Source organism: Herbiconiux daphne, assembly GCF_024979295.1.
GTDB lineage: Bacteria > Actinomycetota > Actinomycetes > Actinomycetales > Microbacteriaceae > Herbiconiux > Herbiconiux daphnes.
The window spans coordinates 139453-165500 of sequence record NZ_JANLCJ010000007.1; the positions used below are offsets into that span (position 1 = coordinate 139453).

The following is a 26048-nucleotide window of genomic DNA, read 5'->3' on the forward strand; positions in this document are numbered from 1 at the left end:
GCGACCCTGGCCCATTGGCGCGGGAACGCTGTGGGAGGTATCGCAGACTTGCAGACATGACAGACATCAACCCGTACGTGACGGACCGCACCGAACTCGGCGCCTCCGACGACGCGTTCGCCAACGACTTCATCGAGTCGGTCGAGTCCCTCCCCTCTTACCGTCCGACCATCGGATGCATCATCCCCGCCTACAACGAGGCCGAGTCCATCGGCGACGTGCTCGAGTCGCTTCTCGGCCAGACCCGCCTCCCCGACGTCATCCACGTCGTCGTCAACAACACCACCGACGACACCGTGAAGATCGCCGCCCAGTACGCCGGCCCGCACCTCAAGGAGATCGACGGGGTCGAGCAGTTCACCGAGGTCTACGTTCACGACATCGGCAAGAACAAGGACAAGAAGGTCGGCGCGCTCAACTACGGCTACCAGCTGGTCGAGGGCTGCGACTTCCTGCTCGGCGTCGACGGCGACACCACCGCCGCCCCCGACGCGGTCGAGCGCCTCGCCGAGGAGATCACCTCCGACAGCCGCATCGGCGGCATCTCGGCGATCTTCTCGATCGACGACCGCCCGATCAAGGGCTTCATCGCGAAGTTCCTCATCACCGGCCAGCGCTTCCAGTTCGCCGCCTTCAACATGCAGAACATGCTGAAAGGCCGAAACATGGCGGTGCTCGGCGGCCAGTTCTCGATCTTCAGCACCAAGGCGCTGCGCCAGATCATGGTCGAGAACCACCAGGACACCCCCTGGGTCAAAGACTCCGAGGTCGAGGACTCGCTGCTGTCGCTGCAGATCAAGAGCGCCGGCTACCTCACCAAGATCTCGGCCCAGTCGCGAGCGGATGTCGGTGGCATGACCACCCTCCGCGGCCTCGACGCCCAGCAGGTCAAGTGGAACTTCGGCGCGATCGAGCTCATGTGGCCCGGTCAGCGCGGCGACACCAAGGGTCAGCCCTTCCACCCCAACCTGCGCCTGCGCTGGCTCGAGAACCTCTCGATGCTCACGAACCTCGTGACCCGCGTGCTCTTCTTCATCCTGCTGCTCGCGTCGCTGTCGATCAGCGCCTTCGTCTTCTCGCCGATCTGGCTCATCCCCCCGGTGATCGCCATTCTCCTGAACCTGCGCACCGCGCTGTCGATGAAGAACCGCAACGGGCGCGACATCTTCTTCGCCGTCTTCCTCTTTCCGGCCGAGATCTACATGTGGGTCAGGCTCGGGCACTTCCTGCGGGCCTGGACCAAGTTCCTCAGCCGCAAGCAGACCGACAACTGGGCCGCTCAGGCCAAGGCCGAGCGCGGCCGCGGAAACGGCTACCTCGTTCCCCTCGTCATCCTGGTGCTCGTCGTCGCCGTGCTCGTGCTGGTCTGGTTCCAGCTCGACCCGTTCATGCAGTCGACCGTGCTCTGGATCGGCTGGCCCATCCTCGGTGTGATCACGATCATCCAGACCCTCAGCATGCTGGCGAAGGTTCTGCGCCGCTACCGGGGGTACAAGGTTTGACCTCACCCACCTACGTCGAACAGCCCGCGCTGCTCGCTCTCCTCGGATCGATCGGGGACGACGAGCGCCGCGGGCGGTTCGCGCACGACTTCATCAACCTCTGGGAGACCCGATCCCAGAGGTTGATGAATGCCCTCGGCAACCGCGATTTCGAGGATGCCGATGTGGTTCTGCTGAGCATCCGCAGCAGCAGCGCCATGCTCGGCGCACGGCCTCTCGAGGCCGTCGCCGGCATGGTGCATTCTGCGGTGAGAGTTGCCGATCTGCCCGGAAGCCTGAGCCACCTTGCACGGCTCAACGAAGTCGGGGAGCTCACCTGCCAGGAGCTGGCCACTGTGATGGAGTCGCTCCGAACCCCACAGCAGACAGCAGGAGCTCAGCCCTAGATGACCTCAGTCGTCTTCGGAAGCAGCCAGTCGGTAACCGACCCCGCGCACGGTCTCGATCCAGCGCGGGGTCGTTATGCTGTCGGCCAGCTTGCGGCGCAGGTTGGCCATGTGCACCTCGATGGCCCGCTTGTCGGCCTCGCTCACGAAGTGGGCGGTCACGTAGCTCTCGCCACGCAGCAGCAGCGCCAGGTCGGCCTTGCTGCGCACGCGGCGCTGGCTCTCCATCAGGGCGTTGAGCAGGTCGAACTCGCTTCGCGTGAGCTCGACCGACTTGCCCTCCTTCTCGACGAGGCGCATCTCGGAATTGACGAAGAGACCGTTGTGCTCGAGCCATCCGTCGTCTTTGTCGTAGCTCTTGGGGGCAGCGGGTTCGGCCGCGGGCGCCGGCGCCGGAGCCGCCGCGACCGGAGCCTCGGTGGTGACGGCGGCGGGCGCGAGCGTGGCGGGCTGCGCCGCGACCGGGGTGGCCGCAGCGGCAACCGGAGCGACCGGGCCCGAACCGTCGGTGGCGAGCACCTGACGCGGGCGGCGCATCATGGCCTCGATGCGGGCGCGCAGCTCGCGCGGCCGGAAGGGTTTCGTGAGGTAGTCGTCGGCCCCGGCCTCGAGGCCCTGCAGGGTGTCGATCTCTTCGTCGCGAGCGGTGAGCATCACCAGGTAGGTGTTGCTGAACGCCCGGATGCGCTTGGCCGCCTCGAAGCCGTCGATGCCCGGCATGCTGACGTCGAGAGTGGTGACCATGGGGTCGTAGGCGCGAACCGCCTGCACTCCGTCGAGGCCGTTACCGGTGGCCACCACCTCGAAGCCGGCTTGAGTGAGGACTGTCTCGAGCAGATGGCGGATGTCCGCATCATCCTCGATGATCACTGCGACGCGTCGTTCCCCATGAGTGTCCATTGCCATGATGGTATCAACGGTTGGGGATCGAGATGAAGGTTTCGGGCACGCGCCGACTACGGGTCGCGATCGTGAGCGGGGACTCGCAATTCGCCGACGGGCTGGCTCGATGGATCGCCGTGCACGACGGGGCCCTCGAGGTCGTGCTCTCGGTCGCCAACTGGGGCGACCTGCTGAACGACCCCGGTTTTCCCACCGATCTCGCCGTGGTCGACGCCGCCTCGAGCCAGCGCAAGTCGATCGAGTCGCGCGTGCGCACCATCCGGGCCTCAGGAACCGCTGTGCTCGTGGTGACCGCGGCCGATCCGGATGACGACCCCCAGCGTGCGCTCTCGGCGGGCGCCTTCACCGTGCTCGAGAAGAGCGTGCCGTTCGGGCTCATCGACGAGATGGCCCGTGGCGCGCTCGGCCTTCCGCTCGCTCCGCCGAGCGACACGGCGCCCGACCCAACACCCGGCCGGCGGTGAGCTGAGGGCTACCAGCCCGCGTCGGCCGCGAGTTCGAGGGCGTTGCTCGTCCACCACTCGCCGGCCGCGGGGCCGCCGTTGCACTCGCCGTCGCTCTCGCCGGGCGGCTTCACCCAGAGGTTCGCGTCTTGGGCCGACCCGGCCCGCGAGGCCGCCGGCGTCGCACCGAGCGCACGCCCGGGCGGGTTGCACCACTCCCCCGTCGAGCCGTTGCCGTTGCGCGAGGTGTCGATCACGTAGTGGGCGCCGTTGGTGAGCCCCGAGATGGTGTCGGCGTAGGCCTGCTCGAGATCGGTGGCGTTGTAGTTCGACACGTTGGTCGAGAACCCACGGGCGCGTTCGACCCCGGCACGGTTGAGCAGGTCGGCCATCTCGGTGGCCGGTCCCCAGTTCGAGTGCCCGGCGTCGATGTAGACCGTCAGGCCTGCGGCGGCCAGGGTGTCGACGGATGCCCCGACCTCGTCGAGTCGCTCGTCGACGTTGTCGCACTCGTCGGCCAACGCGAGCGCGTCGGGTTCGAGGATGATCACCGCGCCGCGATCCTGCAGGCCGTCGGCGATCTCCTGCACCCACACCGGGTACTGCTCCGCCGAGAGGCCGCCGCCGGAGTAGTTGCCGCAGTCGCGGTTCGGGATGCCGTAAACCGTGAAGATGGGGGTCTGGCCGAGGTTCTCGGCCTGATCCATCAGGTCGGAGACATACCCGCCGACCTCGCCCGTCGGATGCTTCTCGGGCGTCAGCCAGATGGCGGTGGGCACGTCGGCGATGCCGCCGATCGTGCCGGCCGACGCCGTGTCGCCGTCGTCGGTGGCCTTCGCCGCCGCCGTGGCGGCCTTCGACTCCGGGTCGACGAAGAGCGTCTTGCCGGCGAAGGGGTTGTCAGACGCGACCCCGCCCTGGGCGTAGATCGAGCCGACTCCAGCGACCATGGCGGTGAGCGCTCCGACGATCGCCACGATCGCCACCCCCAAGCCGACTCGCGGCAGAACTCCGGTCACGTTGTCTCCCCCGATCGGACGTTGCCTCACTCTATCCGGTCTGAACGGCGCTATCCCTCTGAACGGCGGGGCCCCGGCCCGCGACCGGGGGCGGTGGCGGGCTCACGATGCCCGGTCGCGTGATGGTGCCCGCGGCGCCGTAGGCCTTCAACCGCGACATGGTCTGCGAGAACGGCACCGGGCGGCCGTAGAAGAAGCCCTGCGCGTGGCGCACGCCGATGCCGACCAGCACGTCGACCGCATCCTGGGTCTCGATGCCCTCCACCACGGTGGAGTAGTCGAAGGCGTCGCCGAAGCCCTGCAGCGCGCGCACGACCTCGCGCTGGCGGGTGTCGTCGAGGTTGTCGACGAGCGAGCGGTCGATCTTCAGGATGTCCATCGGGATGCGCACGAGCGCGCCGACGCTCGACGCCTCGGAACCGTAGTCGTCGAGGGCGATCAGCATGCCGAGCTGCCGGAAGTGCTCTGCCTGCGCCCGGAGGTCGTCGTCGATGTCTTTCGTGGAGCGCTCATTGAGCTCGAGGCAGAGCGAGACATCCGGATACCGCGGCACGATGTCTTTCAAGAAGGCGCCGACGTGCTCGTCGCGGATCTGCTCGACCTCGAGGTTGATGGTCATCACCGAGATGCCCGGCACGACCTTGCGGAACTCGCGGGCCGACTTGAGCGACGCCTCGATGACCTGCTTGGTGAGCAGGTCCATGCGGCCGAGTCCCTTGGCCTTCTCGATCAGCGACGACGTCGAGATGCGGCCGAGCTCCGGATGCGTGTAGCGCACGAGCGACTCGAACGCCCAGATCTTGTCTTCGAGCGTGTTGACGATGGGCTGGTAGACCACGTTCAGCACGCCGTCGTCGATGGCCTTCGCCACGATCTCGTTGATGCGGCTCGACCGGTGGGGCGAGATGCCGATGCTCGACTCGAACGACGGGCCGCCCTGGCGGCGCGACTTCTTGATGGCCAGCATGCTGTGGTCGGCGTCGACCACGATCGACTGCGGGTCGGTCTCCTGGTGACCCGAGTAGGCCAGGCCCACGCTCACCAGCGGCCGGTATTCGCGGCCGCCCAGCGTCGCGGGGGTGCCGATGTTGCCCACGATGTGGTCGGCGACCGCCTTGCTCTCGGCCAGCGACTGCAGCTTGGTGAGGATGACCACGAACTCGTCGCCGCCGACCCGGGCGACGAAGTCGTGCGGTCGCACGCTCGCCCGCAGGCGGGTCGCCACCGTCGAGAGCACCTCGTCGCCGATGTGGTGGCCCTCGGTGTCGTTGAGGCGCTTGAACTGGTCGAGGTCGATGAAGAGCACGGCGATGCCCGAGGCGTAGCTGCGGTCTTCGTTGAGCCGGGCGAGCGAGCGCTGGAACGCGTTGTAGTTGGGCAGGCCCGTGAGCGAGTCGCGGTCGACCCGGTCGAGCAGGGTGTCGTAGGCGCCGCGCACCCGCGCGGTCTCGGAGGCGATGTGGCCGATCGCGTCGAGAGCGAGCTCGTCGTCGGGGGTGAACGGGCCACCACCGGTCTTGCGGCTCGCCACGAGGTATTCGGTGGGTTCGACCGCGTCTTCCTGATGCTCCTGCGACACGTCGTCCTCGCCGCGATCGATCGACTCGGGCGTGAGCTGAGGGTCGGCCGCGTTGATCGACGAGAAGCGGGCGCCGATCTCGTTGCGGCCCGGCGGCGTGCGGCGCACCTCGAAGTCGGCGGCCTCGATCGCGCGGCGCGCGAACAGCACCATCGACTCCTTGGGGTCTTGCTGCAGATCCCACGGCAGGGCGCGGGCGGCATCCACGACCCCGCTGAGCCGGCGCTCGCTGCTGCGGGTCTGGCGCCTCTTCGCGGCCCCGTAGAAGAACAGGGCCACGACGAGCAGGGGGATGGTCTGCCGCGCCAGCCGCAACTCGTCTTCGCTGCCGTCGACGAGCCCGAGCAGACCCGACGAGACCGCGTAGATGCCGACCGCGACCACCGAGCAGATGGCGAGGATGACCAGCAGCCGCACGGGGCTCAGGGCACTGATGCCGAACGACTGGTTGATGCTCCACTGGCCGCGTTCCCGCACGAACTCGAGCGCCAGCACCACGGCCATGTAGACCGCCATGCTGAGCACGATGGCGAGCGGGGCGAACAGGCCGAGGTCGATGAGTGCGCGCGACACGGCCACGAAGGCCACCGCGGCGACGGCGGCGACACCGGTCCACTGGGCGGCGACCCACGGCGCGCGCGTGATGACGGCCTTCGAGGTGAAGTAGGCCAAGACCCACATCGCGACGTCGAAGGCCGGATTGGTGCCGATCGTGGCGACCACGAGCAGCGCTCCGGTGACGCCGAGCGGCGGAAGGCCCGAGACCCGGCCGGTGGGCATCTGGTAGACGGCGGCGACGCCGACGCTGATGAGGAACACGGCGACCGTGAGCCAGTTCGCCGGCGGATTCCCGAGGCCCATCACCACGCCCGTGACCAGGATCGCCATCGCCGCCAGCACGAGCAGGAACGAGACGAGCGTGTTCACCTTGCGTTGTTCGAGCTCTGCCATGGCGTCCTGTCGACAATGGGGGCGGGAGCCGGTCTGACGTGCCTCCTGTGCGGTGAAGTTTATCGAGTCGCCGGGCCGAGCGGCTACAGGCCGAGCTCGCGGAGGGCCGCGTCCATCCTGCGAGCCATCTCGGCATAGCCCTGGTCGTCGGGGTGCAGACCATCGGCCGCCATCCACTCCGGATGCCCCCGAAGCCACTGCGAGGCATCCGGAACTCGATCGGCGCCGATCGCGGCGGCCTCGCGGTCGACCCAGTCGATGACGGTCTGCACCGAGGGCGGGCGATCGTCGGTGTACCAGAACGGCTCGACCACGATGATGCGGGCGTCGGGCAGTGCGGCGACGAGGGTGGTGAAGTCGGTGGCGATGGCGTTCTGGATGGCGTCGGCGCGCTCGGGCATCGAGAAGTTGTCGTTGAGGCCCATGGTCACGAACACGATGTCGGGGTCGCGGGCGATGATCTGGGGGATCTCGTCGCTGTCGAGGTAGTCGGGCGGGGTGCTCGCGCGGTTGTTGACGAAGCCGAGGCCGTTGACGCTGGGGTTGAACTCGGTCCAGCCGCGGTCGGCGCAGATGGTGGTCGACCAGCGCAGGGCGGGGTCGGATGCGCCGGTGCCGAGGGTGTAGGAGTCGCCGTAGAAGGCCACGAGCGGGGCATCCGGGTCGGCGGCGCGGGCCTCGGCGGCGAGGGCGGGGTCGACGGTGGGCAGCGGGGCGGCCGGGGCGGCTTGTTGCCCTTTGGAGGCCCCGGCGGGCGGGTTGGCCTGCTGCCCGGTGGAGGCGCCGGCGGTCGACCAGGCCGAGAGCCCGGTCATCGCCCCGATGAGGGCGGCCAGGCCGACGACCGCGCCGGCCAGCGACAGAGTGGTGGTGCGGGCCGTCGTGCGGGCCGTGCGGGTGGTCACGCGGGTGCCGGTCACGATCCGGCGATGCCGGCGACGAACGCTAGCACGCCGGCCGCGAACAGCACCGTGACGAGGGCGATTTTCGGGGAACGCTTCAGCACGTCGGTTGTTCGGCGTGCCGGCCGGATCGGATTGGAACCGCCTGCGACGCCGCGGCCGGTCTACCCGTCAGACCCGAGGATCAGACCGTGACCGGCGTCTGCAACGACTCTTCGGCCGCGGCGGCGTTCGCCGCGATGACCTCGGCGATCTGCACGGCGTTGAGGGCGGCGCCCTTGCGCAGGTTGTCGTTGCTGATGAACAGCACGAGGCCGCGCTTGCCGGGAGCCGACTGGTCTTGCCGGATGCGGCCCACGTAGCTCGGGTCGTTGCCGGCCGCCTGCAGCGGGGTGGGCACATCCGTCACCTCGACGCCGGGCGCACTGGCGAGGATCTCGTAGGCGCGCTCGGGCGTGATGTCGGCGGCGAACTCGGCGTTGATCGAGAGCGAGTGGCCGGTGAACACCGGAACGCGAACGCAGGTGCCGCTGACCAGCAGGTCGGGCAGCTCGAGGATCTTGCGGCTCTCGTTGCGCAGCTTCTTCTCTTCGTCGGTCTCGAGCCAGCCGTCGTCGACGATGGAGCCGGCGAGCGGGATGACGTCGAATGCGATGGGGCGCACGTACTTGACCGGAGCGGGGAAGTCGACCGCGGAGCCGTCGTGCACGAGGTTCAGCAGCTTCGCCGGGTCGGCCGTTGCCGCCTCGGCCTGGGTGGCGAGCTCTTCGGCGCCGGCGAGACCGGAGCCCGACACCGCCTGGTAGGTGCTCACGATGAGGCGTTCGAGGCCGGCCTCCTCGTGCAGCACCTTGAGCACGGGCATGGCCGCCATGGTGGTGCAGTTCGGGTTGGCGATGATGCCCTTGCGGGCGTCGGCGATGGCGTGCGGGTTGACCTCGGAGACCACGAGGGGAACATCCGGATCCATGCGCCAGGCGCTGGAGTTGTCGATCACGGTGACGCCGGCCGCCGCGAAACGCGGTGCCTGGGCGCGGGAGCCGGTGGCGCCGGCCGAGAACAAGGCGATGTCGAGACCCGTGGGATCGGCCGTCTCGACGTCTTCGACGACGACATCCTGGCCCTTGAAGGGCAGCACGGTGCCGGCGCTCCGGGCCGTGGCGAAGAAGCGGATCGACTCTATCGGGAAGTCGCGCTCTTCGAGAAGGCGACGCATGACCTTGCCGACCTGACCGGTGGCGCCGACGACGCCGACGTTGAGTGCCTTGCTCACGTGATCTCTCCGTTCGTTCCCGAAGTGACCCAGTCTACCGGCCGGTGCCGGCGTGCACGACGGCTTCGGTGTCGCCGTCGAGGCCGAACGCGGTGTGCACCACGCGGAGTGCGTCGTTGATCGTGTCGGCGCGGGTGACCACCGAGATGCGGATCTCGCTGGTCGAGATCATCTCGATGTTGATGCCGGCCTCGAACAGGGCCGTGAAGAGCTTCGCCGAGACGCCGGCGTTGGTGCGCATGCCGGCGCCGACCAGGGCGAGCTTGCCGATCTGGTCGTCGTACTGCAGCGCCTTGAAGCCCGTCTCCTCCTGCTCGGCGCGCAGCGAGGTCAGCACGAGCTGGCCCTCGCTCTTCGGCAGGGTGAACGAGATGTCGGTGAGGCCGGTGCTCGCCGCCGACACGTTCTGCACGATCATGTCGATGTTGGCCCCGGTCTTGGCGACGATCGTGAAGATCTGGGCAGCCTTGCCCGGGATGTCGGGAACACCGACCACGGTGATCTTGGCTTCGCTCAGGTCGGTGGCGACCCCGGCGATCATGGGCTCTTCCATGGCACCCTCATTCTCGGTCTCGTTGTAGACGATGGTTCCCTCGTTGTTGTTGAACGAGGAGCGCACGTGCAGCGTCACGCCGTGGCGGCGGGCGTATTCGACGGCGCGGATGTAGAGCACCTTGGCCCCGTTGGCCGCGAGCTCGAGCATCTCCTCGCTCGAGATGCGGTCGAGCTTGTGGGCGTTCGGCACGATGCGGGGGTCGGCCGAGAAGATGCCGTCGACGTCGGTGTAGATCTCGCACACGTCGGCGTTCAGCGCTGCGGCCAGGGCGACGGCGGTGGTGTCGGAACCGCCGCGGCCGAGCGTGGTGATGTCTTTGGTGTCGCGGTTGAAGCCCTGGAAGCCGGCCACGATGACGATGGCTCCCTCATCGAGGGCCTCGCGCAGGCGCACCGGCGTGACATCCACGATTCTCGCGGCGCCGTGGCGGGCGTCGGTGATCATGCCGGCCTGGCTGCCGGTGAAGCTGCGGGCGTCGTGGCCGAGCGACTCGATGGCCATGGCGAGCAGGGCCATCGAGATGCGTTCGCCGGCGCTGAGCAGCATGTCCATCTCGCGCGGCGCGGGGATGGGGGCCACCTCGTGGGCGAGGTCGAGCAGCTCGTCGGTGGTGTCGCCCATGGCGCTCACGGCCACGACGACCTCATTGCCCGCCTTGCGGGTCTCGACGATGCGCTTGGCGACCCGCTTGATGCTCTCTGCGTCGGCGACGGATGATCCGCCGTACTTCTGCACGATCAAGCTCACGTGGGACTCCCGGGGGTTGCTCTGGGTTGCGCTCGGGCGCGCGAAAACCCGACTGCCAACTATATCGCCTGGCGCGAAACGTGGCTGTCACACGGGGTGCGTAGAGTCCGGGCATGAGTGGAGAAGCACCGATCGTCAGAAAGCTCGCCGACCTGCCCGGGTTCTTGATCAGCCCGCACGACACCGTGCGCCTGGCTGCGCTGGCGGGGCCGGCGCAGGGGTCGAGCGCGAGCGTGTTCCTCGAGATCTGGCAGCCGGGAGGGGCGCAGCCGCTGAACTCGCACGCCGAGTCGGCCGAGACGTTCATCGTGCTGTCGGGGGTGGCGACCGCGCACTCCGACGAGTCGGTCGTGTCGCTCGAGGCGGGCGACGTGCTCGTGCTCCAGCCGGGGTCGGAGCACCGCATCGTGAACGCGTCGGCGACCGAGCCGCTGTGCACGATCACGATCATGGCCGACGACGGCGGCTTCGAGAAGCTCGTGACGTCGGGCACGCCGACGCCGCTGACGGCCGAGGAAGTCGCGGTGCTGGTGCGGCGCTGAGGGTGCGGTCGGGGTCGCACAGCCGATTCGCGGCATCCGTTCACAAGCCATTCACCGGCCGTGGTTAGCGTGCTCGGGTGAGCACCAACTGGACGAAGAAGGCCCTCAAGGCGCGGCTGCGCGCCGACATCGCATTCGACTCGGCGACGCGGCCGTTGACGGCCGATGTCGCGGGGCGGCGGCTCGAGTACCACTCCGTCGTGGCGGCGGTCGAGGCGGGGCGCATCAGCCCCGAGGCGGGCGTGGAGCGCTTCGACGAGATCGTGTCGGCGCTGGTCTGAGGGTCGGCGGGTCGGGCGGCGCGCATCGGGCTGCTCGTCGGGCTGCTCAAAAAGCTGCAAATGACGAGGAGTGAGGCCCTATAGGGCCTCGGTGTGCGTGATTTGCAGCTTTTTCGATCGGGGCGTCACTTCGCCTGGTCGTAGCTGCCGACGATGGCGACCGTGACGGGGAACTCCACCGGGGCGTCGCCGAAGATCAGGCGGCCGGCCTCGAGCGCGGCCGATCGCAGCTCCTCGGCGACCGCGTCGGCGAGGTGGGCGGGTGTATGCACCATGACCTCGTCGTGCAGGAAGAACGCGAGGTGGGGTCGCTGCTCGAGTGGCGTGCCCGGGGCCGGCGGCGTGAGGTGCCAGAGGCGGCGGCGCACGCTGCTGATCCAGCAGAGCGCCCATTCGGCGGCGGTGCCCTGCACCACGAAGTTGCGGGTGAAGCGGCCCCAGCTGCGGGCGGCGGAGCGGGCCCGGTTGCGGGCGGCATCCGTGGCACCGTCGGCGCCGGCGGCGTCTTGCACGTCGAGCCAGGCGTCGCTCGGGCGGGGTGAGGTGCGGCCGAGGCGCGTGGTGACGACGGCGCCCGCTTCGCCCGCGCGGGCGGCGTCTTCGACGAACTTCACGGCCGCCGGGTAGGCGCGGGCGAGGCGCGGCAGCATGCGGCCGCTCTCGCCGGTGGTGCCGCCGTACATCGCGCCGAGCATGCCGACCTTGGCGTGGGCTCGGGTGTCGACGGCGCCCGAGGCGACGATGCCGTCGTAGAGATCGCGACCGCGGCCGGCGGCGGCCATGGCGCGGTCGCCGGCGAGGGCCGCCAGGATGCGCGGTTCGAGTTGGGCGGCGTCGGCGACGACGAGCTTCCAGCCCGGGTCGGCGATGACGGCGCTGCGCACCTGTTTCGGCAGCTGGAGGGCGCCGCCACCCTCCGACGCCCAGCGGCCGGTGACGACGCCGCCCGGAATGTAATTGGGGTGGAATCGGCCGTCGCGCACCCAGGTGTCGACCCAGTTCCAGCCGTTGGCGGTGAGCAGGCGCGAGAGCTTCTTGTATTCCAGCAGCGGCTCGATGACGGGGTGCACGATCGACTTGAGCTCCCAGGAGCGGGTGCTCGTGACGTCGAGGCCGGCGCGGCGCAGCGACTTGACGAGCTCGACCGGCGAGTCGGGATTGGCGAGAGGGTCGTCGAGAGCGGTGCGGATGCTCGCGAGCAGTTCTTCGAGGTGCGCGGGCCGGATGCCCGGGGCGACCGGGCGCGGGCCGAGCAGGTCGGCGAGAAGGCGGTCGTGGTGGTCGGCGTTCCAGGGGATTCCGGCGTGCTGCATCTCGACCGCCACGAGGCTGCCGGCAGATTCGGCCGCGATGAGCAGCGCGATGCGGCTCGGGTCGGTGGCGGTGCGGATGGCCTCGCGTTGGCGTCGGAACTCGCGGAGCACCGGGTTCTCGGCGGTCGCGGGCTTGGGGGCGGGCGGGGTGGTGGGAGCCGGCGTGCCTGCGGTCGTGGTCGTCGGCGTCGGCGTCGGCGTCGAGGAAGCAGGCGTGGGTGTCGGCGTGATCGCCTTCGTAGCTGATCGGTCGTCATCGGATGCGGCGCGGCTGTCGATGCCAGTGGGCGGCGTGCCCAGAGAATCGGCTCGGTCGTCAGGGTCGAGGTCGACGTCGAGGTCGAAGAGCGTGGAGTGCTGTTGACGAGCGGACGGGGAGGGCGGGAGCGCGGGCGCGGGCACTCCGGCCTGGGCGACCGAGGTGAAGGCATTGGGCGCGGACTTGGCGAGTTCCGACGACTCGGTGAGCGTCGAGTGCCGCAGAATGGCGTGCGACAGGCGCAGGTCGACGCAGCGCTCGACGCGCACTCCGGCGGCGAGCAGGGGTGGGTACCAGCGGGAAGTGTCGTCCCAGACCCAACGCGGGCGCTCGCTCTCCAGCGCTGCGACAGTGCGCGCGAGGTCGGCGGCGTCGACGGTGGTGATGGCGGGGTCCGCTCCCACAGGCGCCGCCGCCTCAGACACATCGGCGGGGACCGGCGCACCGGCGTCGTCGGTGCGGATGAGGTGCACACGTCCGGAGCCGGCGGCGCTGACGACGATGAACGGGCTCATCGGCGGCATCCGGGGACGGGGAGGGGGGCGCCCGTGTCGTCGGCGGGCACGAGGTGCACACGGGCGGAAGCCGGGGCGGCGACGACGACGGAGGGGCTCATGGGCGGCATACGGGGACGGGGAGGGGGGCACCCGTGTCGTCGGCGGACACGAGGTGCACACGGGCGGAAGCCGGGGCGGTGGCGACGACGACGGAGGGGCTCATGGGCGGCATCCGGGGACGGGGAGGGGGGCACCCGTGTCGTCGGCGGACACGAGGTGCACACGGGCGGAAGCCGGGGCGGTGGCGACGACGACGGAGGGGCTCATGGGCGGCATCCGGGGACGGGGAGGGGGGCACCCGTGTCGTCGGCGGACACGAGGTGCACACGGGCGGAAGCCGGGGCGGTGGCGACGACGGAGGGGTTCATCGGCGACATCCGGGGCCGGGGTGCGGGGCGAGGCGGGCGTGAGCGCGCGACCGGGCCCGGCGCACGCTAGCGCTCGACGAGGCGGCGGCCCTCGAAGGCGCGGCCGAGGGTGACTTCGTCGGCGTATTCGAGGTCGCCGCCGACGGGGAGGCCTGAGGCGAGGCGGGTCACGCGGATCTCGAGCGTGGTCAGCAGGCGCGACAGGTAGGTGGCGGTGGCCTCGCCCTCGAGGTTGGGGTCGGTGGCGATGATGACTTCGGTGACGGTTCCGTCGGCGAGGCGCTGCATGAGTTCGCGAATGCGCAGGTTGTCAGGGCCGATGCCGTCGATCGGGCTGATCGCGCCGCCGAGCACGTGGTAGAGGCCACGGAACTCGCGGGTGCGCTCGATGGCCACGACGTCTTTGGCCTCTTCGACCACGCAGATGAGGTTCTGCGAACGACGCGGGTCGCGGCAGATGGCGCAGGTCTCCTGCTCGGAGACGTTGCCGCAGATCTGGCAGAAGTGCACCTTGTCGCGCACATCGGTGAGGATCTCGGCGAGCCGGCTCACGTCGAACGACTCGGTCTGCACGATGTGGAACGCGATGCGCTGGGCCGACTTCGGCCCGATTCCGGGCAGGCGGCCGAGTTCGTCGATGAGTTCTTGAACGATTCCTTCATACATGTGCGGGGCGCCTCGCTAGCCGTCTCGGCCCGGGAGGGGCTGCTCTTCGATGAAATTCGCGCCGAGGATCTCGCGCACGACCGCCTCGCCATAGCGCGCGCGGCCGCGGGAAGTGGCGGGTGGTGTCGAGGGCGGGGCGGATGCCGCGGCCGGTGCGCTGGGTGCATCGGCGTTTCGGGTGGGCGAGGTCTGCGTCTCGGCGTCGGGCTCGGGCCCGGATGCCGCGAAGCGCAGGGCTCCGGGGCGCGCGGCGGGATCGCCGGCGCGGGGGGCGCGGCTTGCGTCGGCCTGGGCCGGCCCGCCTGGGGCGGTGCGCTCGCGCTGGTCGGGACCGCCTGGGGCCCGCCGGCCGGCCGACGCGGACGACGACGGGTCGCCGTGCGCCATGATGTCGGCCAGCGACGGCGGCAGATCGGGCTCGTCGCTCGGCATCGGTTCGTCGAAGGGCGGTGGCTCTTCGCTCGAGGAGGTGGGGATGGCGACGACGTCCCAGGTGGTAGTGGGCGCCGGTGGTCGCCGGCCGGCCGCGTCGGGAGCCCGCGTCGCGTCGCGCGGTGGCTGGGTTGGGCGCTGCGCCGGAGCAGATGCCTGCGCCGGCGGACGGCCAGCGGACGGCGCCGAGACGGGGGGCGAGCTGGAGGTCTGGGCCGAACTGGGGCGCTGCGTGGGGGCCGGGTTCTGAGCGGCACCCTTCAACGAGGCGAGCTGCGCGCGCATGCGGGCCACCTCGGCGGAGTCGGTGGCGGCATCCGCGGCGGTGTCGGTGATCGGGGCTGCGGTGTTCTCGTTGAGTCCGGGAACGGCCCAGCCTGAGGCATCGACGATGGCGCGTGGCTCGGGCGGCAGCGGCTCCTCGGGTGGGAGGTCGTTGTCATCGTCGTCGAGCTCGTCCGGGTCGTCGAGGTCGTCGCCGTCGGTGTTCACAGCGGATGGCGCGCCGGACGACGGTTGGCCCTGGGTGGCGGAGTCGGCCGGGGCCGTGTCGGGCGTGCCGGCGACGCGGGGAGGAACGGGCGACGCGGGAGTGCTGGTGGTGGATGACGCAGCGCCGCCGCGCAGTGAGGCCCCGCGTTCTGTGCGGTTCGTGGGAGGTGTCGAGTCGACATCGGGCGCCGACGCGCCAGCGGCAGGAGCGACCGCGGGCGGCGCTTCGTTCGTGGGCGAGGCGGGTGGCTGCGCGGCGGCGGGGGCGGAAGCCGGCGTGGACGCCGCCGGCGCCTCGTCGTGGGGGCGCAGGGAGGAGTCGACGCGGGCGATGTATTTCACGCGTAGACCCAGCACGTCGAGGATGGCCTGCCGCAGGAACTCGCTGACACCCTGCCCGGGAGCCGAGCGCTCCTTGAAGCTCGCGACGTCGTTCTCGCTCGGGAACGCGAGGGTGAGCACGTCGCCGTCGAGCGCCCGAACCTGTGCTGTGTAGACCACGAGCCACGCGGTCATCTTGGCCTTCTGCACGACCTCGAGAATCTCGGGCCAGGCGTCTTTCAGCTGCTGCAACGACACCTCGCCCGCCGCCGCGGCCACCGCGGCCGACCCGCTCTGGGGCGTGGCGGGTGACGAGGCCGTGCTTCCTGAGAACGCGCCGTCGGGCGTGGGCTCCACGGGAACGGGTGTTCCGGATGCCGCGGCGCCCGTCTCACCCGCGCGAGACTGCTCGGCCCGGGAGGGTGCGGGTGACCCTGTGGCTGCTTCAGAACTGTCGGCCTCGCGGGGCGGCTCGACCACGGCGGCCGCGGACGAAGTCGCATCAGGTGCCAGCCGGGTCGAATCCGCGCCCGAACCGGGAGTCGTGACCGGCCAGCCGGCCTGAGCAGCAACCGGAACCGCCCCGGGAGCCGCGCCGTCGAACGCGCGCGCAGGCGCGCCAGAGGCCTCCGAACGCGCCGCCGACGCGGCCGACGACGACAGAGACGGAGACGGAGACGAAGAAGAAGAAGAAGAAGACGCCGCCGAAGACCCACCCGAGACCCCAGCCGCACCCCCGCCGGCATCCGGAGCGTCGACCCCGATGCGCCGCTCGAGCCGCTCCACCCGCACGAGCGCCCCGCGCTGCGTGTCGTCAGACGCCGGCACCAGGGCGCGCGCGATCATCAGCTCGAGGTGCAGCCGCGGCGACGTCGCCCCGGTCATCTCGGACAACGCCGTGTTCACGATGTCGGCCACCCGCGACAGCTCGGCGTGCCCGAACAGGGCCGCCTGGCGCCGCATCGCCTCGATCTCGTCGGCCGGCACCCCGCGAAGAACGGATGACGCCGACTCGCGCGTCGCCGACACGATGATGATGTCGCGCAGCCGCTCGAGCAGGTCTTCGACGAAACGCCTCGGGTCTTGCCCTGTCTGGATGACCCGGTCGACCGCGTCGAACGCCGCCGCGCCGTCGTGCGAGCCGAGGGCGTCGATCGCCTCGGCGAGCAGCGCGCCGTGGGTGTAACCGAGCAGCGCGACCGCCCGCTCGTAGTCGACCCGGTTGTTCTCGGAGCCCGCGATGAGCTGGTCGAGCAGCGACAACGTGTCGCGCGCCGACCCGCCGCCGGCCCGCACCACGAGCGGCAGCACGCCGGGCGCCACGTCGACACCCTCGGTGTCGCAGAGGTGCTGCACGTATTCGAGCAGCTGCGCCGGCGGGATGAGCCGGAACGGGTAGTGGTGGGTGCGCGACCGGATGGTGCCGATCACCTTGTCGGGCTCGGTCGTGGCGAAGATGAACTTGATGTGCTCGGGCGGCTCTTCGACGATCTTGAGCAGCGCGTTGAAACCCTGCGGCGTCACCATGTGCGCCTCGTCTAGGATGAAGATCTTGAACCGGTCGCGGGCCGGCGCGAACACCGCGCGCTCGCGCAGGTCGCGGGCGTCGTCGACGCCGTTGTGGCTCGCCGCGTCGATCTCGACCACGTCGAGCGAGCCGGGGCCGTCGCGCCCGAGCTCGACGCAGCTGGGGCAGACGCCGCACGGGGTGTCGGTGGGGCCCTCGGCGCAGTTGAGGCAGCGGGCCAGGATGCGGGCGGATGTCGTCTTGCCGCACCCGCGCGGACCACTGAACAGATAGGCGTGATTGACCCGGTTGGTGCGCAACGCCGTCATGAGCGGATCGGTCACCTGCGACTGCCCGATCATCTCGGCGAAGTTCTCTGGCCGGTAACGGCGATAAAGGGCGGTGACCACCCGACAAGACTACCTTCGCCCACCGACACCGGGGCCGGTGGCGAGGGCGCCTGTGGAGGGGATGCGATCAGACCAGACGGCGGGCGTAGCAGACCGAGATCGGCGAGTCGACATAGGCACCGAAGTTGGGAATGAGTTCGTACCCCTCGCGCTCATAGAAGCGGATGGCGTCGGGCTGCTCGGTGCCGGTCTCGAGCACCAGTCGCTCGACACCCAGCGTCAACGCCTCGCGCTCGATCGCGTGCAGAACGGCGGTCGACACTCCCGTTCCGCGCGAGGCGGGCACCACGTACATCCGCTTGATCTCGGCGCCGCCGTCGGCGAGCAGTCGCAGCCCGCCGCATCCGATCGCCGTTCCCGACGCGTCACGGGCCACCAGGAACACCGGCACCGATTCAGCCGTCGGCTTCTCACCCGGCTCGTGGTCGTCGCGCCCGTAGCGGGCGTCGAGCTCGTCACGCTGGGCCCGGCGCAACGCGGCGGCGTCGGCGCCGTCGAACGGCTCGCGGGCGATGGTGATGTCGGGCTGCACGGGCGCCTCCTTCGGGGAACAAGCATTACCGTAACAATTGTTATGCTGAGACGGCAAACCGGGAAAGGACGCCCATGAGCCGCCAGCGCAACCTCGCCGACCAGCAGCAGCGCCTCTCCGAGGCCACCTGGTCGCTGCTCACCGAACGTGGGCTGCCGGGCCTCACCATCCGCGCGGTCGCCGAGCGAGCCGGGTGCACCACCGGCCTCGTCATGCACGCCTTCCCCACCAAGGAGGCACTGCTGCTGCACGCGCGCGACCTGCTGCACCAGCGCACCGGCGAGCAGCTCGACGCCGCCGAGGCCGCGGCGACCACTCCCCGCGAGGCCCTGCTCGCCGTGCTGCTCGACGCCCTCTCGCTCGACCAGCGCAGCGTCGACGAGTCACGCGTGTGGATCAGCTACCTCGCCGCCGCCCTCGCCGACCCCGCCCTCGCCGAGCGCCACATCGCCCGCAACCGCAGCTTCGTGGCCCGCATCACGCGGCTGGTCGAGGCGTGCCGGCCCGACTGGCCGGCCGACCGGGCGCGCCGCGAGGCCCTCGCGCTCATCTCGCTCGCCGACGGCGCGAACACGCTCAGCGCCGTCGACCCCGAGACCTACTCCCCCGCCGTTCAGCGCCAGGCGATGACGGATGCCGTCACCCGCGCCCTCGGCGAGGCTCGCCCCGAGGGTGCCGAAGCCCCCGCGAGCGAAGCCGCGGCAGCAGGCCCGGCAGACGCCGCCGCCCGGCGAACGACCGCCGAGCCCGCCCGCTCGACCGCCACGCGTGACCACGACACGCGCGACGACGCCGCCCCGTGGATCCGCTCGTTCCGCCCCGCCGACACCGACGCCGTCGTCGCGCTCTGGCAGGCCTGCGGCCTCGTGCGCCCCTGGAACGACCCCCGCAAAGACATCGCCCGCAAACTCACCACGCAGCCCGAGCTCTTTCTCGTGGCCGAGTCGATCGACACGGGCGCGCTGCTCGGCAGCGCGATGGTGGGCTACGACGGTCACCGCGGCTGGGTGAACTACCTCGCCGTCGACCCGGCCGCGCAGGGCGGCGGCATCGGCCGCGCCCTGATGACCGAGGCCGAGACGCTGCTGCGCGAGCGGGGCTGCCCGAAACTCAACCTGCAGATCCGCGCGGGCAACGAGCCCGTCATGGCGTTCTACGAGGCCCTCGGCTACGCCCCCGACGGCGCCGTGAGCTTCGGCAAACGCCTCATCCCCGACGACTGACGCCGGGTTCGGTTAGCGGATGCAGAAATTTCGACGAGTGGCCGCGTATACGGCCTCGCTCTTCGAAATTTCTGCATCCGCTAACCGAATTCGCCCAGACGGCCGGCAGGTCGGGCCGCCCTAAGCGCCCGCCACCGCCGCGAGCGACTGCCGGGCGATCTCGAGTTCCTCGTTGGTCGGCACGACGAGCACCTCGACGCGCGACGACGGCGGCGAGATGCGCCGGGCCGCCCGCGAGCCACCCGCCTCGTTGAGCGCCGGCGACACCTCGATGCCCAGCTCGGCCAGCCCCGACAGCGCCCGCTGCCGCACGAGCGGGTTGTTCTCGCCGACCCCGGCCGTGAACACGATCGCATCGAGGTGCCCGAGCTGCGCGTAGTACGAGCCCACATAGCCCCGGATGCGGTGCAGATACACCTCGAGCGCCAGCTCGGCCGCCTTGTCGCCCTCGGCGGCGGCCTTCTGCACGTCGCGCATGTCGCCGTGCCCCGACAGCCCGAGCAACCCGCTGCGGCGGTTGAGCAACTCGTCGAGCTCGGCGAACCCCATGCCGGTCTTGCGGTTCAGATGGAACAGCACCCCCGGGTCGAGGTCGCCCGACCGCGTTCCCATTACGAGCCCCTCGAGCGGCGTCATGCCCATGGATGTCTCGACCGAACGCCCGCCGTCGACCGCGCACACCGACGCCCCGTTGCCGAGGTGCAGGATGATCATCTTAACTTCCTCGAGCGGTCGGCCCAAGAACTCGGCCGTCGCCTGCGACACGTATTTGTGCGACGTGCCATGGAACCCGTAGCGCCGCACCCGCTGCTTCTCGGCCAACTGGGCGTCGATGGCGTAGGTGTAGGCGGCCGGCGGCAGCGTCTGGTGGAACGCCGTGTCGAACACGGCCACCTGCGGCACGTCGGGGAAGGCCTTCTGCGCAGCCTCGATGCCCTGCAGGTTCGCCGGGTTGTGCAGCGGCGCGAGCTCGGAGAGGTCTTCGATGTTGATCTTCACGAGGTCGGTGATGACGGTCGCCTCGTGGAAACGCTTGCCCCCGTGCACCACGCGGTGCCCCACGGCGGCGAGCGGATGCGTCGAGAGGTTCGGACCGTGCTCCTCGAACGCTTTGAGCATGGCGGCGAACCCGGCGGTGTGGTCGGGAATGGGAAGCTCCTCCTCCCACAGGCCGACCTGGGTGGTGTGCCGGGTGTGGCCCGATTCCTCGCCGATGCGCTCCACCAGACCGGACGCGAGCACGGTCTCGGACTCCACCTCGATCAGCTGGTACTTGAACGACGACGACCCGCTGTTGACGACCAGGATGATGCTCATGCGCCGGCCGCCTGGATGGCCGTGATGGCGATGGTGTTGACGATGTCCTGCACGAGCGCTCCTCGGGAAAGGTCGTTGATGGGCTTGTTGAGTCCCTGCAGCACCGGCCCGATGGCCACCGCTCCAGCACTCCGCTGAACAGCCTTGTAGGTGTTGTTGCCCGTGTTCAAGTCCGGGAAGATGAACACTGTGGCACGGCCCGCCACCCGCGAACCGGGCATCTTCGCGGCGGCGACCACGGCATCCGCTGCGGCATCGTATTGGATCGGGCCCTCGACCAGCAGGTCGGGGCGGTGTTCGTGCACGAGCGCGGTTGCTGCCCGCACCTTCTCGACGTCGGCGCCGGTGCCCGACGAACCCGTGGAATACGACAGCATCGCCACGCGCGGCTCGATGCCGAACTGCTGCGCCGTCTCTGACGACGACACCGCGATGTCGGCGAGCTGCTCGCTGGTGGGGTCGGGCACCACCGCGCAGTCGCCGTAGACGAGCACCCGGTCGGCGAGCGCCATCAGGAACACGCTCGAGACGACCGAGACGCCGGGCCGGGTCTTGATGATCTCGAACGCCGGGCGGATGGTGTGCGCGGTCGTGTGCGCGGCCCCCGACACCATGCCGTCGGCGAGGCCGAGCTGCACCATCATGGTGCCGAAGTACGAGACATCGGTCACCGTGTCGAACGCCATGTCGAACGTGGTGCCCTTGTGGGCGCGCAGGCTCTGGTACTCCTCGGCGAACCTCTGCCGCAGCTCGGGATCGAACGGGCTGACGACCGACGCCGCCGTGAGGTCGAGGCCGAGGTCGGTGGCGCGGCCGCGCACCTCGTCTTCTTCGCCCAGGATGGTGAGGCGGGCGACCCCGCGCTTCAGCACGGTGCTCGCGGCCCGGAGGATGCGGTCGTCGCCGCCCTCGGGAAGCACGATGTGCCGGTCGGCCGAGCGGGCACGGTCGAGCAGGCCGTATTCGAACATCAGCGGTGTCACGACATCCGCTCGGCTCACGTCGAGCAGGGCGAGAAGCTGCTCGGCGTCGACGTATTGCTCGAACAGGGCGAGCGCGCTGTCGTACTTGACCTGCGAGTCTGCGGCGAGCCGGCCGCGCGTGGAGGTGATGCGCACCGCGGTCTCGTAGGTGCCGAGCGGGGTGGTGATGATGGGGATCTTGGGGTCGAGCCCCTCGATCAGCCGCACCACCGGCTCGGGCAGCTCGAAACCGCCGTTCAGCACGATGCCGGCGAGGGAGGGGAAGGTGCCCGAGGCGTTGGCCATCAGCACGGCGAGCAGCACCTCGGCGCGGTCGCCCGGAACGACCACCACGGCGCCCTCGGTGAGCCGCGGGAGCACGTTGCGCATCGACATCGCGGCCACGACGACACCCAGCGCCTCGCGGGCCAGCAGGCGCGGGTCGCCCATGATGAGGGTTCCGCCGATGGACTCGACGATGCCCTCCATGCTCGGCGCCACGAGCACGCGGTCTTCGGGAATGGCCCAAACCGGGATGCGCCGGGGCTGGGCCGGGAGCGGCGGGGTGTCGTCGACGGGCGGGGCGACCGCGGCCGACGCCACCAGGTCGTCGACCGCTTCGCGTGCGGCGCGGCCGATGGCGTCGCGGATCTTCTCGAGATTCTCGGGGTCGGAGCGGTTGGCCACGATGCCGACGAGGGTGGCGTGGGCGTTGCGCAGCTCGACGAGTGCGATCTCGGTGATCTGCCGCATGTCATCCGGGGTGCGGGCATCGGAGTGCCCGAGCAGCTCCTCGGAGCCCTGCCCCTTGCGGCCGCCGAGCACGAGCAGCACGGGCGCTCCGAGGTTGGCGGCGATGCGGGCGTTGAACCCGAGCTCCGTGGGGCTGCCGACGTCGGTGTAGTCGGAGCCGATGATCACCACGGCGTCGCACTCGCGCTCGACGGCCTTGTAGCGTTCGACGATGCGGGAGAGGGCGGCATCCGGATCGTTGTGCACGTCGTCGTAGGTGACGCCGATGGCGGCCTCGTAGTCGAGGTCGATGCCGTCGTGCTCGAGCAGCATCTCGAGCACGTAGTCACGGGCGCTCACCGAACGCGCGACGGGGCGGAAGACGCCGACGCGCTGGATCGAGCGGCGCAGCGTGTCGAGCACGCCGAGCGCGACGGTGGACTTGCCGGAATGGCCCTCGGCAGAGGTGATGTAGATGCTCTTGATGCCGGCGGCGGGGGGGGTCTGTTCGAGTGAAGGCACGGAAATCCTCTTCGGTCGTCCGTGTTCCAGTCTATGGTCGCGGGCCGTGCCGCTGGCGATGCTGCACGAGCTGCCGCGACCCCTCGAGCGGCCCTGCTGCGGGCACGAAAGGACCCCCCGCGCACCCGCCAGAGCCCGGTTACCCTTGCTACGTTTCCGTCCTGGGGGAGTTGGCCTGGATGGCGCCACACGGGGGGCCGGAAACCATTGTAGCGTGACCCGGGCTTGGCTCGAAGCCCGCACTGGCGTTGACTGGAGCCATGAAGATCGCCATCGCAGGAGGCCACGGCCAGATAGCCCTGCTCGCCACCAAGCTGCTCACGTCGTCGGGTCATGAGGTGTGGGGCATCGTGCGCAATCCGGCCCACGCGTCGGAGGTCGAAGACGCCGGCGGCCACGCGCTCGTGCTCGATCTGGAGCAGTCCGACTCCGAGAAGCTCGCCGGCGAACTGGCCGCCAAGTCGATCGACGCGGTCGTGTTCGCGGCCGGAGCCGGGCCCGGTTCATCGGCCGAGCGCAAGCTCACCGTCGACCGCGACGGGGCCGTGCTGCTCGCCGATGCGGCGTGGCGGGCCGGCATCCACCGCTACGTGCTGGTGTCGGCCATGGGCGCCGACGCGTTCGATCCGTCGAGCGACGACGTCTTCCAGGTCTACCTGCGTGCGAAGAGCGAAGCGGATGCCGCCGTGCGCGCCACCGACCTCGACTGGACCATCGTGCGGCCCGGCGGTCTCACCGACGACCCCGCGACCGGTCTCGTGACCCTCGCCGACTCGACCGGGCGCGGCAGCATCCCACGCGCCGACGTGGCGTGGATACTCGTGCACCTGCTCACGACGGGCGATGCCGTGCGCAAGCAGTTCGAGGCGATCTCGGGAACCACCCCGATCGCCGAGGCGTTGCGCGCGCTCTGAGCGAGCTGCGGGTGGGCCGTCGAGGGCTCGACGGCGGCGGGTGGCGCGCGGCGGCCGCCGACTACGGGTAGGATGCTTTTTGGTCATCGCCCGTTCCGCGGGCCGATGCTCAGGAGAATTCGCCTAGTGGCCTATGGCGCACGCTTGGAAAGCGTGTTGGGTGCAAGCCCTCGGGGGTTCGAATCCCCCATTCTCCGCTCCTACGAAAGCCACCGCTACGACGCATGACGTGAGCGCGCGACGACGGCAGGGTTCGAGTCCGCCGCACTCCGCTCTGCGACACCCGACGCCACGCCTGCAGGCGGCGTTGCGAAGCCGCGTTCGCCGCCGCTCACGTTCAGGCGAAAGACGAACAGCACGAGCGCCGAGAGCGCCAGCATCTCGCCGAAGTCCTCCGCGAAGCCGATGCCCCGGTCGAGGATGCGGATGTCGACCACCAGCGAATGCAGCACGTCGATCACCACGGCGAACACCAGCAGCACCGCGAGGATGACCGCCATGACCCGGAAGATCCACCGCGTGCGGGCGTCACCCTTCAGGTAACCGATGACGAGGGGTATCAGCAGCACGAGACCGAAGGCCGCCGAGGCCGCCAACTCACCCAGCGTCTCGGCGCTGACGACGCTGATGCCGAACGACCACGGCTGGGTGGAGTACCAGTAGCCGATGAGCTCGTGGAACTGCACCGAGTCGTCGAGCAGGAAGTAGACGATGAGCGGCACCCAGGCCACCATCGGCCAGTTGCGCGCCTGCCGGGCGTAGACGATCACCAGGGCGAGCACCCACACGTACTTGACGTATTGGAAGGCCTCGCCGTAGCTGCCGTCCATGTCGACGCGCCAGAGGTTCGGGGCGTCGAACAGGGCCATCACGAGCAGATGCACGAGGCCGAGAGCGATGTCGACGCCCACGATCAACACCGCCACGAGGGCGACCGAGCGCTGACCGCTGAAGGTCCAGCGCACAGTGGAACGGATGGCGGACGTCGGTGTATTTGCCATGGCGCGTGCTCCCCCTCGGGTCGGCGAACCCGGCACCGGACTCGTCCTCGAGCCGGGAGATCACTGCACCGTGTTCACCCGGAATAGTAGAACCGTACACCTGGCGTTAAGTTTCCGGTATGTGAACAATGTCCACCAACCTGGCAATAAGGCCGCTGGCCTAGGTAAACGCCCCTGGAGGGGCATACGGTTGGCCGCCATTCACATTTCGTGATGGGGACCCTCGTCGTCGAGGGAAATTGGGGGGCTTCATGAGAGGCCGAAATGTTCCACGCCATGCAACAACCGATCTGAAACGTCGCCACAACCGCGCCATCGCGGGTGGCACCGTCTTGTTCGTCGGATTCGCCGCCATGCTCTCGGCCTCGCAGTCGGCGAGCGCCATCGGCGTCGCTCCCGATCTCGGCACCGCCGCCAGCTACTCGGTGCTCGGAGGGGCCTCGGTCACCAACACGGGACCGAGCGTTCTCGGTGGCGACCTCGGCGTGAGCCCGGGCACGGCCATCACCGGGTTTCCGCCCGGCCTCGCCTCGGGCGCCACGCACGCCGCGGACGCCGCGGCCGGCCAGGCCCAGAGCGACCTCACCGTGGCCTACAACGCGGTCGCAGGGCAGGCTCCGGATGCCTCGATCACCGGCGACCTCGGAGGCCAGACCCTCCTCGCCGGCGTCTACAACGCTTCGAGCACCGCCGGTCTCACCGGCGCGCTCACGCTCGACGCCCAGGGCGACTCGAACGCGGTCTTCATCTTCCAGATCGGATCGGCGCTCACCACCGCCACGTCGAGCAGCGTCGTGCCCATCAACGGCGCCCGCAGCTGCAACGTGTTCTGGCAGGTGGGCAGCTCGGCCACGCTGGGCACCTCGACGTCGTTCGTCGGCACCATCATGGCGCTGACCACGATCACCTTGGCGACGGGCGCGACCGTCGACGGCCGGGCTCTCGCCCGCAACGGCTCGGTCACCCTCGACTCGAACGTGTTCACGGGCGGCGGATGCGTGACCCCGCCGACGACGACACCGCCGACAACCACGCCGCCGACCACGACACCGCCCACGACGACACCGCCGACAACCACGCCGCCAACCACGACACCGCCCACGACAACGCCGCCGACAACCACGCCGCCAACCACGACGCCGCCAACGACAACGCCGCCGACGACCACCCCGCCGACGACAACGCCTCCCACAACGACGCCGCCAACCACGACGCCGCCCACGACAACGCCGCCGACAACCACCCCGCCGACGACAACGCCTCCCACAACGACACCGCCCACCACGACGCCGCCGACGACGACTCCTCCGACGACTACGCCGCCGACGACCACCCCGCCGACGACAACACCGCCCACGACAACGCCGCCGACGACGACGCCGCCAACCACGACGCCGCCCACGACAACGCCGCCGACAACCACCCCGCCGACGACA

Annotated in this window: 21 protein-coding genes, 1 tRNA gene, 1 other RNA gene and 1 pseudogene; 10 read left to right on the forward strand and 14 right to left on the reverse strand. The window is 70.0% G+C overall.

Annotated elements, in window-relative coordinates; genetic code table 11:
- Positions 1 to 56: 56 nt before the first annotated feature.
- A complete protein-coding gene (locus N1032_RS17940; protein ID WP_259540571.1) occupies positions 57 to 1502 on the forward strand; it encodes a glycosyltransferase family 2 protein in 1446 nt (481 codons plus the stop codon).
- Positions 1499 to 1888 (forward strand): hypothetical protein, encoded by a 390-nt coding sequence (locus N1032_RS17945; RefSeq protein ID WP_259540572.1) that lies wholly within the window; start codon positions 1499 to 1501, stop codon positions 1886 to 1888. The genes N1032_RS17940 and N1032_RS17945 overlap by 4 nt, the downstream gene beginning before the upstream one ends.
- A gap of 6 nt (positions 1889 to 1894) precedes the next feature.
- Here the strand turns inward: N1032_RS17945 and N1032_RS17950 are convergent, their stop codons facing one another.
- Positions 1895 to 2788, reverse strand: coding sequence for a response regulator transcription factor (locus tag N1032_RS17950; protein WP_259540573.1), 894 nt, complete (start codon positions 2786 to 2788; stop codon positions 1895 to 1897).
- Positions 2789 to 2820: 32 nt separating this feature from the next.
- Here N1032_RS17950 and N1032_RS17955 point away from each other — a divergent pair, with 32 nt between their 5' ends.
- Positions 2821 to 3255 carry a response regulator gene (locus N1032_RS17955; RefSeq protein ID WP_259540574.1) on the forward strand — a complete coding sequence of 145 codons (435 nt, stop codon included), beginning with the start codon at positions 2821 to 2823 and terminating at the stop codon, positions 3253 to 3255.
- An 8-nt stretch (positions 3256 to 3263) separates the two neighbouring features.
- Here the strand turns inward: N1032_RS17955 and N1032_RS17960 are convergent, their stop codons facing one another.
- The 5 genes from N1032_RS17960 to N1032_RS17985 all read right to left on the reverse strand — a co-directional run bounded on the left by N1032_RS17960 (position 3264) and on the right by N1032_RS17985 (position 10261).
- The gene (locus N1032_RS17960; RefSeq protein ID WP_259540575.1) at positions 3264 to 4253 is read right to left on the reverse strand and encodes a glycoside hydrolase family 6 protein; all 990 of its coding nucleotides are present in this window, start codon (positions 4251 to 4253) and stop codon (positions 3264 to 3266) included.
- Between the two features lie 31 nt (positions 4254 to 4284).
- Positions 4285 to 6783 (reverse strand): putative bifunctional diguanylate cyclase/phosphodiesterase, encoded by a 2499-nt coding sequence (locus N1032_RS17965; protein WP_259540576.1) that lies wholly within the window; start codon positions 6781 to 6783, stop codon positions 4285 to 4287.
- An 83-nt stretch (positions 6784 to 6866) separates the two neighbouring features.
- On the reverse strand, positions 6867 to 7703 hold the full coding sequence (locus N1032_RS17970; protein WP_310795965.1) for an SGNH/GDSL hydrolase family protein: 837 nt from the start codon (positions 7701 to 7703) through the stop codon (positions 6867 to 6869).
- A 166-nt stretch (positions 7704 to 7869) separates the two neighbouring features.
- Entirely contained in the window at positions 7870 to 8958 is a 1089-nt protein-coding gene (locus N1032_RS17980; protein ID WP_259540577.1) for an aspartate-semialdehyde dehydrogenase, read from the reverse strand.
- 34 nt (positions 8959 to 8992) lie between these two features.
- Entirely contained in the window at positions 8993 to 10261 is a 1269-nt protein-coding gene (locus N1032_RS17985) for an aspartate kinase (protein WP_259540578.1), read from the reverse strand.
- A 113-nt stretch (positions 10262 to 10374) separates the two neighbouring features.
- Between N1032_RS17985 and N1032_RS17990 the strand changes: the two genes are divergently transcribed.
- Positions 10375 to 10803, forward strand: a complete 429-nt coding sequence (locus tag N1032_RS17990) for a cupin domain-containing protein (protein ID WP_259540579.1) — start codon at positions 10375 to 10377, stop codon at positions 10801 to 10803.
- Between the two features lie 77 nt (positions 10804 to 10880).
- Positions 10881 to 11084: a hypothetical protein gene (locus N1032_RS17995; RefSeq protein WP_259540580.1), complete on the forward strand. Its 204-nt coding sequence runs from the start codon at positions 10881 to 10883 to the stop codon at positions 11082 to 11084.
- Positions 11085 to 11209: 125 nt separating this feature from the next.
- On the opposite strand, the gene N1032_RS18000 is transcribed toward N1032_RS17995, so the two are convergent.
- From N1032_RS18000 to N1032_RS18015, 4 genes are all read right to left on the reverse strand, one after another.
- Positions 11210 to 13171, reverse strand: a complete 1962-nt coding sequence (locus N1032_RS18000) for a bifunctional 3'-5' exonuclease/DNA polymerase (RefSeq protein ID WP_259540581.1) — start codon at positions 13169 to 13171, stop codon at positions 11210 to 11212.
- A gap of 476 nt (positions 13172 to 13647) precedes the next feature.
- Positions 13648 to 14247, reverse strand: a complete 600-nt coding sequence (gene recR / locus N1032_RS18005) for a recombination mediator RecR (RefSeq protein WP_259540582.1) — start codon at positions 14245 to 14247, stop codon at positions 13648 to 13650.
- A 15-nt stretch (positions 14248 to 14262) separates the two neighbouring features.
- The gene (locus N1032_RS18010; protein WP_407933055.1) at positions 14263 to 17361 is read right to left on the reverse strand and encodes a DNA polymerase III subunit gamma and tau; all 3099 of its coding nucleotides are present in this window, start codon (positions 17359 to 17361) and stop codon (positions 14263 to 14265) included.
- 115 nt (positions 17362 to 17476) lie between these two features.
- The gene (locus N1032_RS18015) at positions 17477 to 17941 is read right to left on the reverse strand and encodes a GNAT family N-acetyltransferase (RefSeq protein ID WP_259540584.1); all 465 of its coding nucleotides are present in this window, start codon (positions 17939 to 17941) and stop codon (positions 17477 to 17479) included.
- 74 nt (positions 17942 to 18015) lie between these two features.
- Between N1032_RS18015 and N1032_RS28320 the strand changes: the two genes are divergently transcribed.
- Positions 18016 to 19164, forward strand: coding sequence for a GNAT family acetyltransferase (locus tag N1032_RS28320; RefSeq protein WP_310795966.1), 1149 nt, complete (start codon positions 18016 to 18018; stop codon positions 19162 to 19164).
- Positions 19165 to 19284: 120 nt separating this feature from the next.
- On the opposite strand, the gene N1032_RS18030 is transcribed toward N1032_RS28320, so the two are convergent.
- The 3 genes from N1032_RS18030 to ffs form a co-directional block, all read right to left on the reverse strand.
- Positions 19285 to 20481 (reverse strand): acetate/propionate family kinase, encoded by a 1197-nt coding sequence (locus N1032_RS18030; RefSeq protein ID WP_259540585.1) that lies wholly within the window; start codon positions 20479 to 20481, stop codon positions 19285 to 19287.
- A complete protein-coding gene (gene pta / locus N1032_RS18035; RefSeq protein WP_259540586.1) occupies positions 20478 to 22697 on the reverse strand; it encodes a phosphate acetyltransferase in 2220 nt (739 codons plus the stop codon). The genes N1032_RS18030 and pta overlap by 4 nt, the downstream gene beginning before the upstream one ends.
- Before the next feature lie 105 nt (positions 22698 to 22802).
- Positions 22803 to 22899: signal recognition particle sRNA small type (ffs, locus tag N1032_RS18040), an RNA gene on the reverse strand.
- A 58-nt stretch (positions 22900 to 22957) separates the two neighbouring features.
- Here ffs and N1032_RS18045 point away from each other — a divergent pair.
- Together N1032_RS18045 and N1032_RS18050 are read left to right on the forward strand one after the other, a co-directional pair.
- Positions 22958 to 23611 (forward strand): SDR family oxidoreductase, encoded by a 654-nt coding sequence (locus N1032_RS18045; protein WP_259540587.1) that lies wholly within the window; start codon positions 22958 to 22960, stop codon positions 23609 to 23611.
- A gap of 112 nt (positions 23612 to 23723) precedes the next feature.
- Positions 23724 to 23808, forward strand: a tRNA-Ser gene (locus tag N1032_RS18050).
- Positions 23809 to 23826: 18 nt separating this feature from the next.
- Here the strand turns inward: N1032_RS18050 and N1032_RS18055 are convergent.
- Positions 23827 to 24612 (reverse strand): hypothetical protein, encoded by a 786-nt coding sequence (locus N1032_RS18055; protein ID WP_259540588.1) that lies wholly within the window; start codon positions 24610 to 24612, stop codon positions 23827 to 23829.
- Positions 24613 to 24965: 353 nt separating this feature from the next.
- Here N1032_RS18055 and N1032_RS18060 point away from each other — a divergent pair.
- Positions 24966 to 25535, forward strand: a pseudogene (locus N1032_RS18060) (ice-binding family protein); the annotation flags it as partial.
- A gap of 71 nt (positions 25536 to 25606) precedes the next feature.
- Positions 25607 to 26048 (forward strand): hypothetical protein (locus N1032_RS18065; protein ID WP_259540593.1); only part of this gene is annotated, 442 nt, incomplete at its 3' end.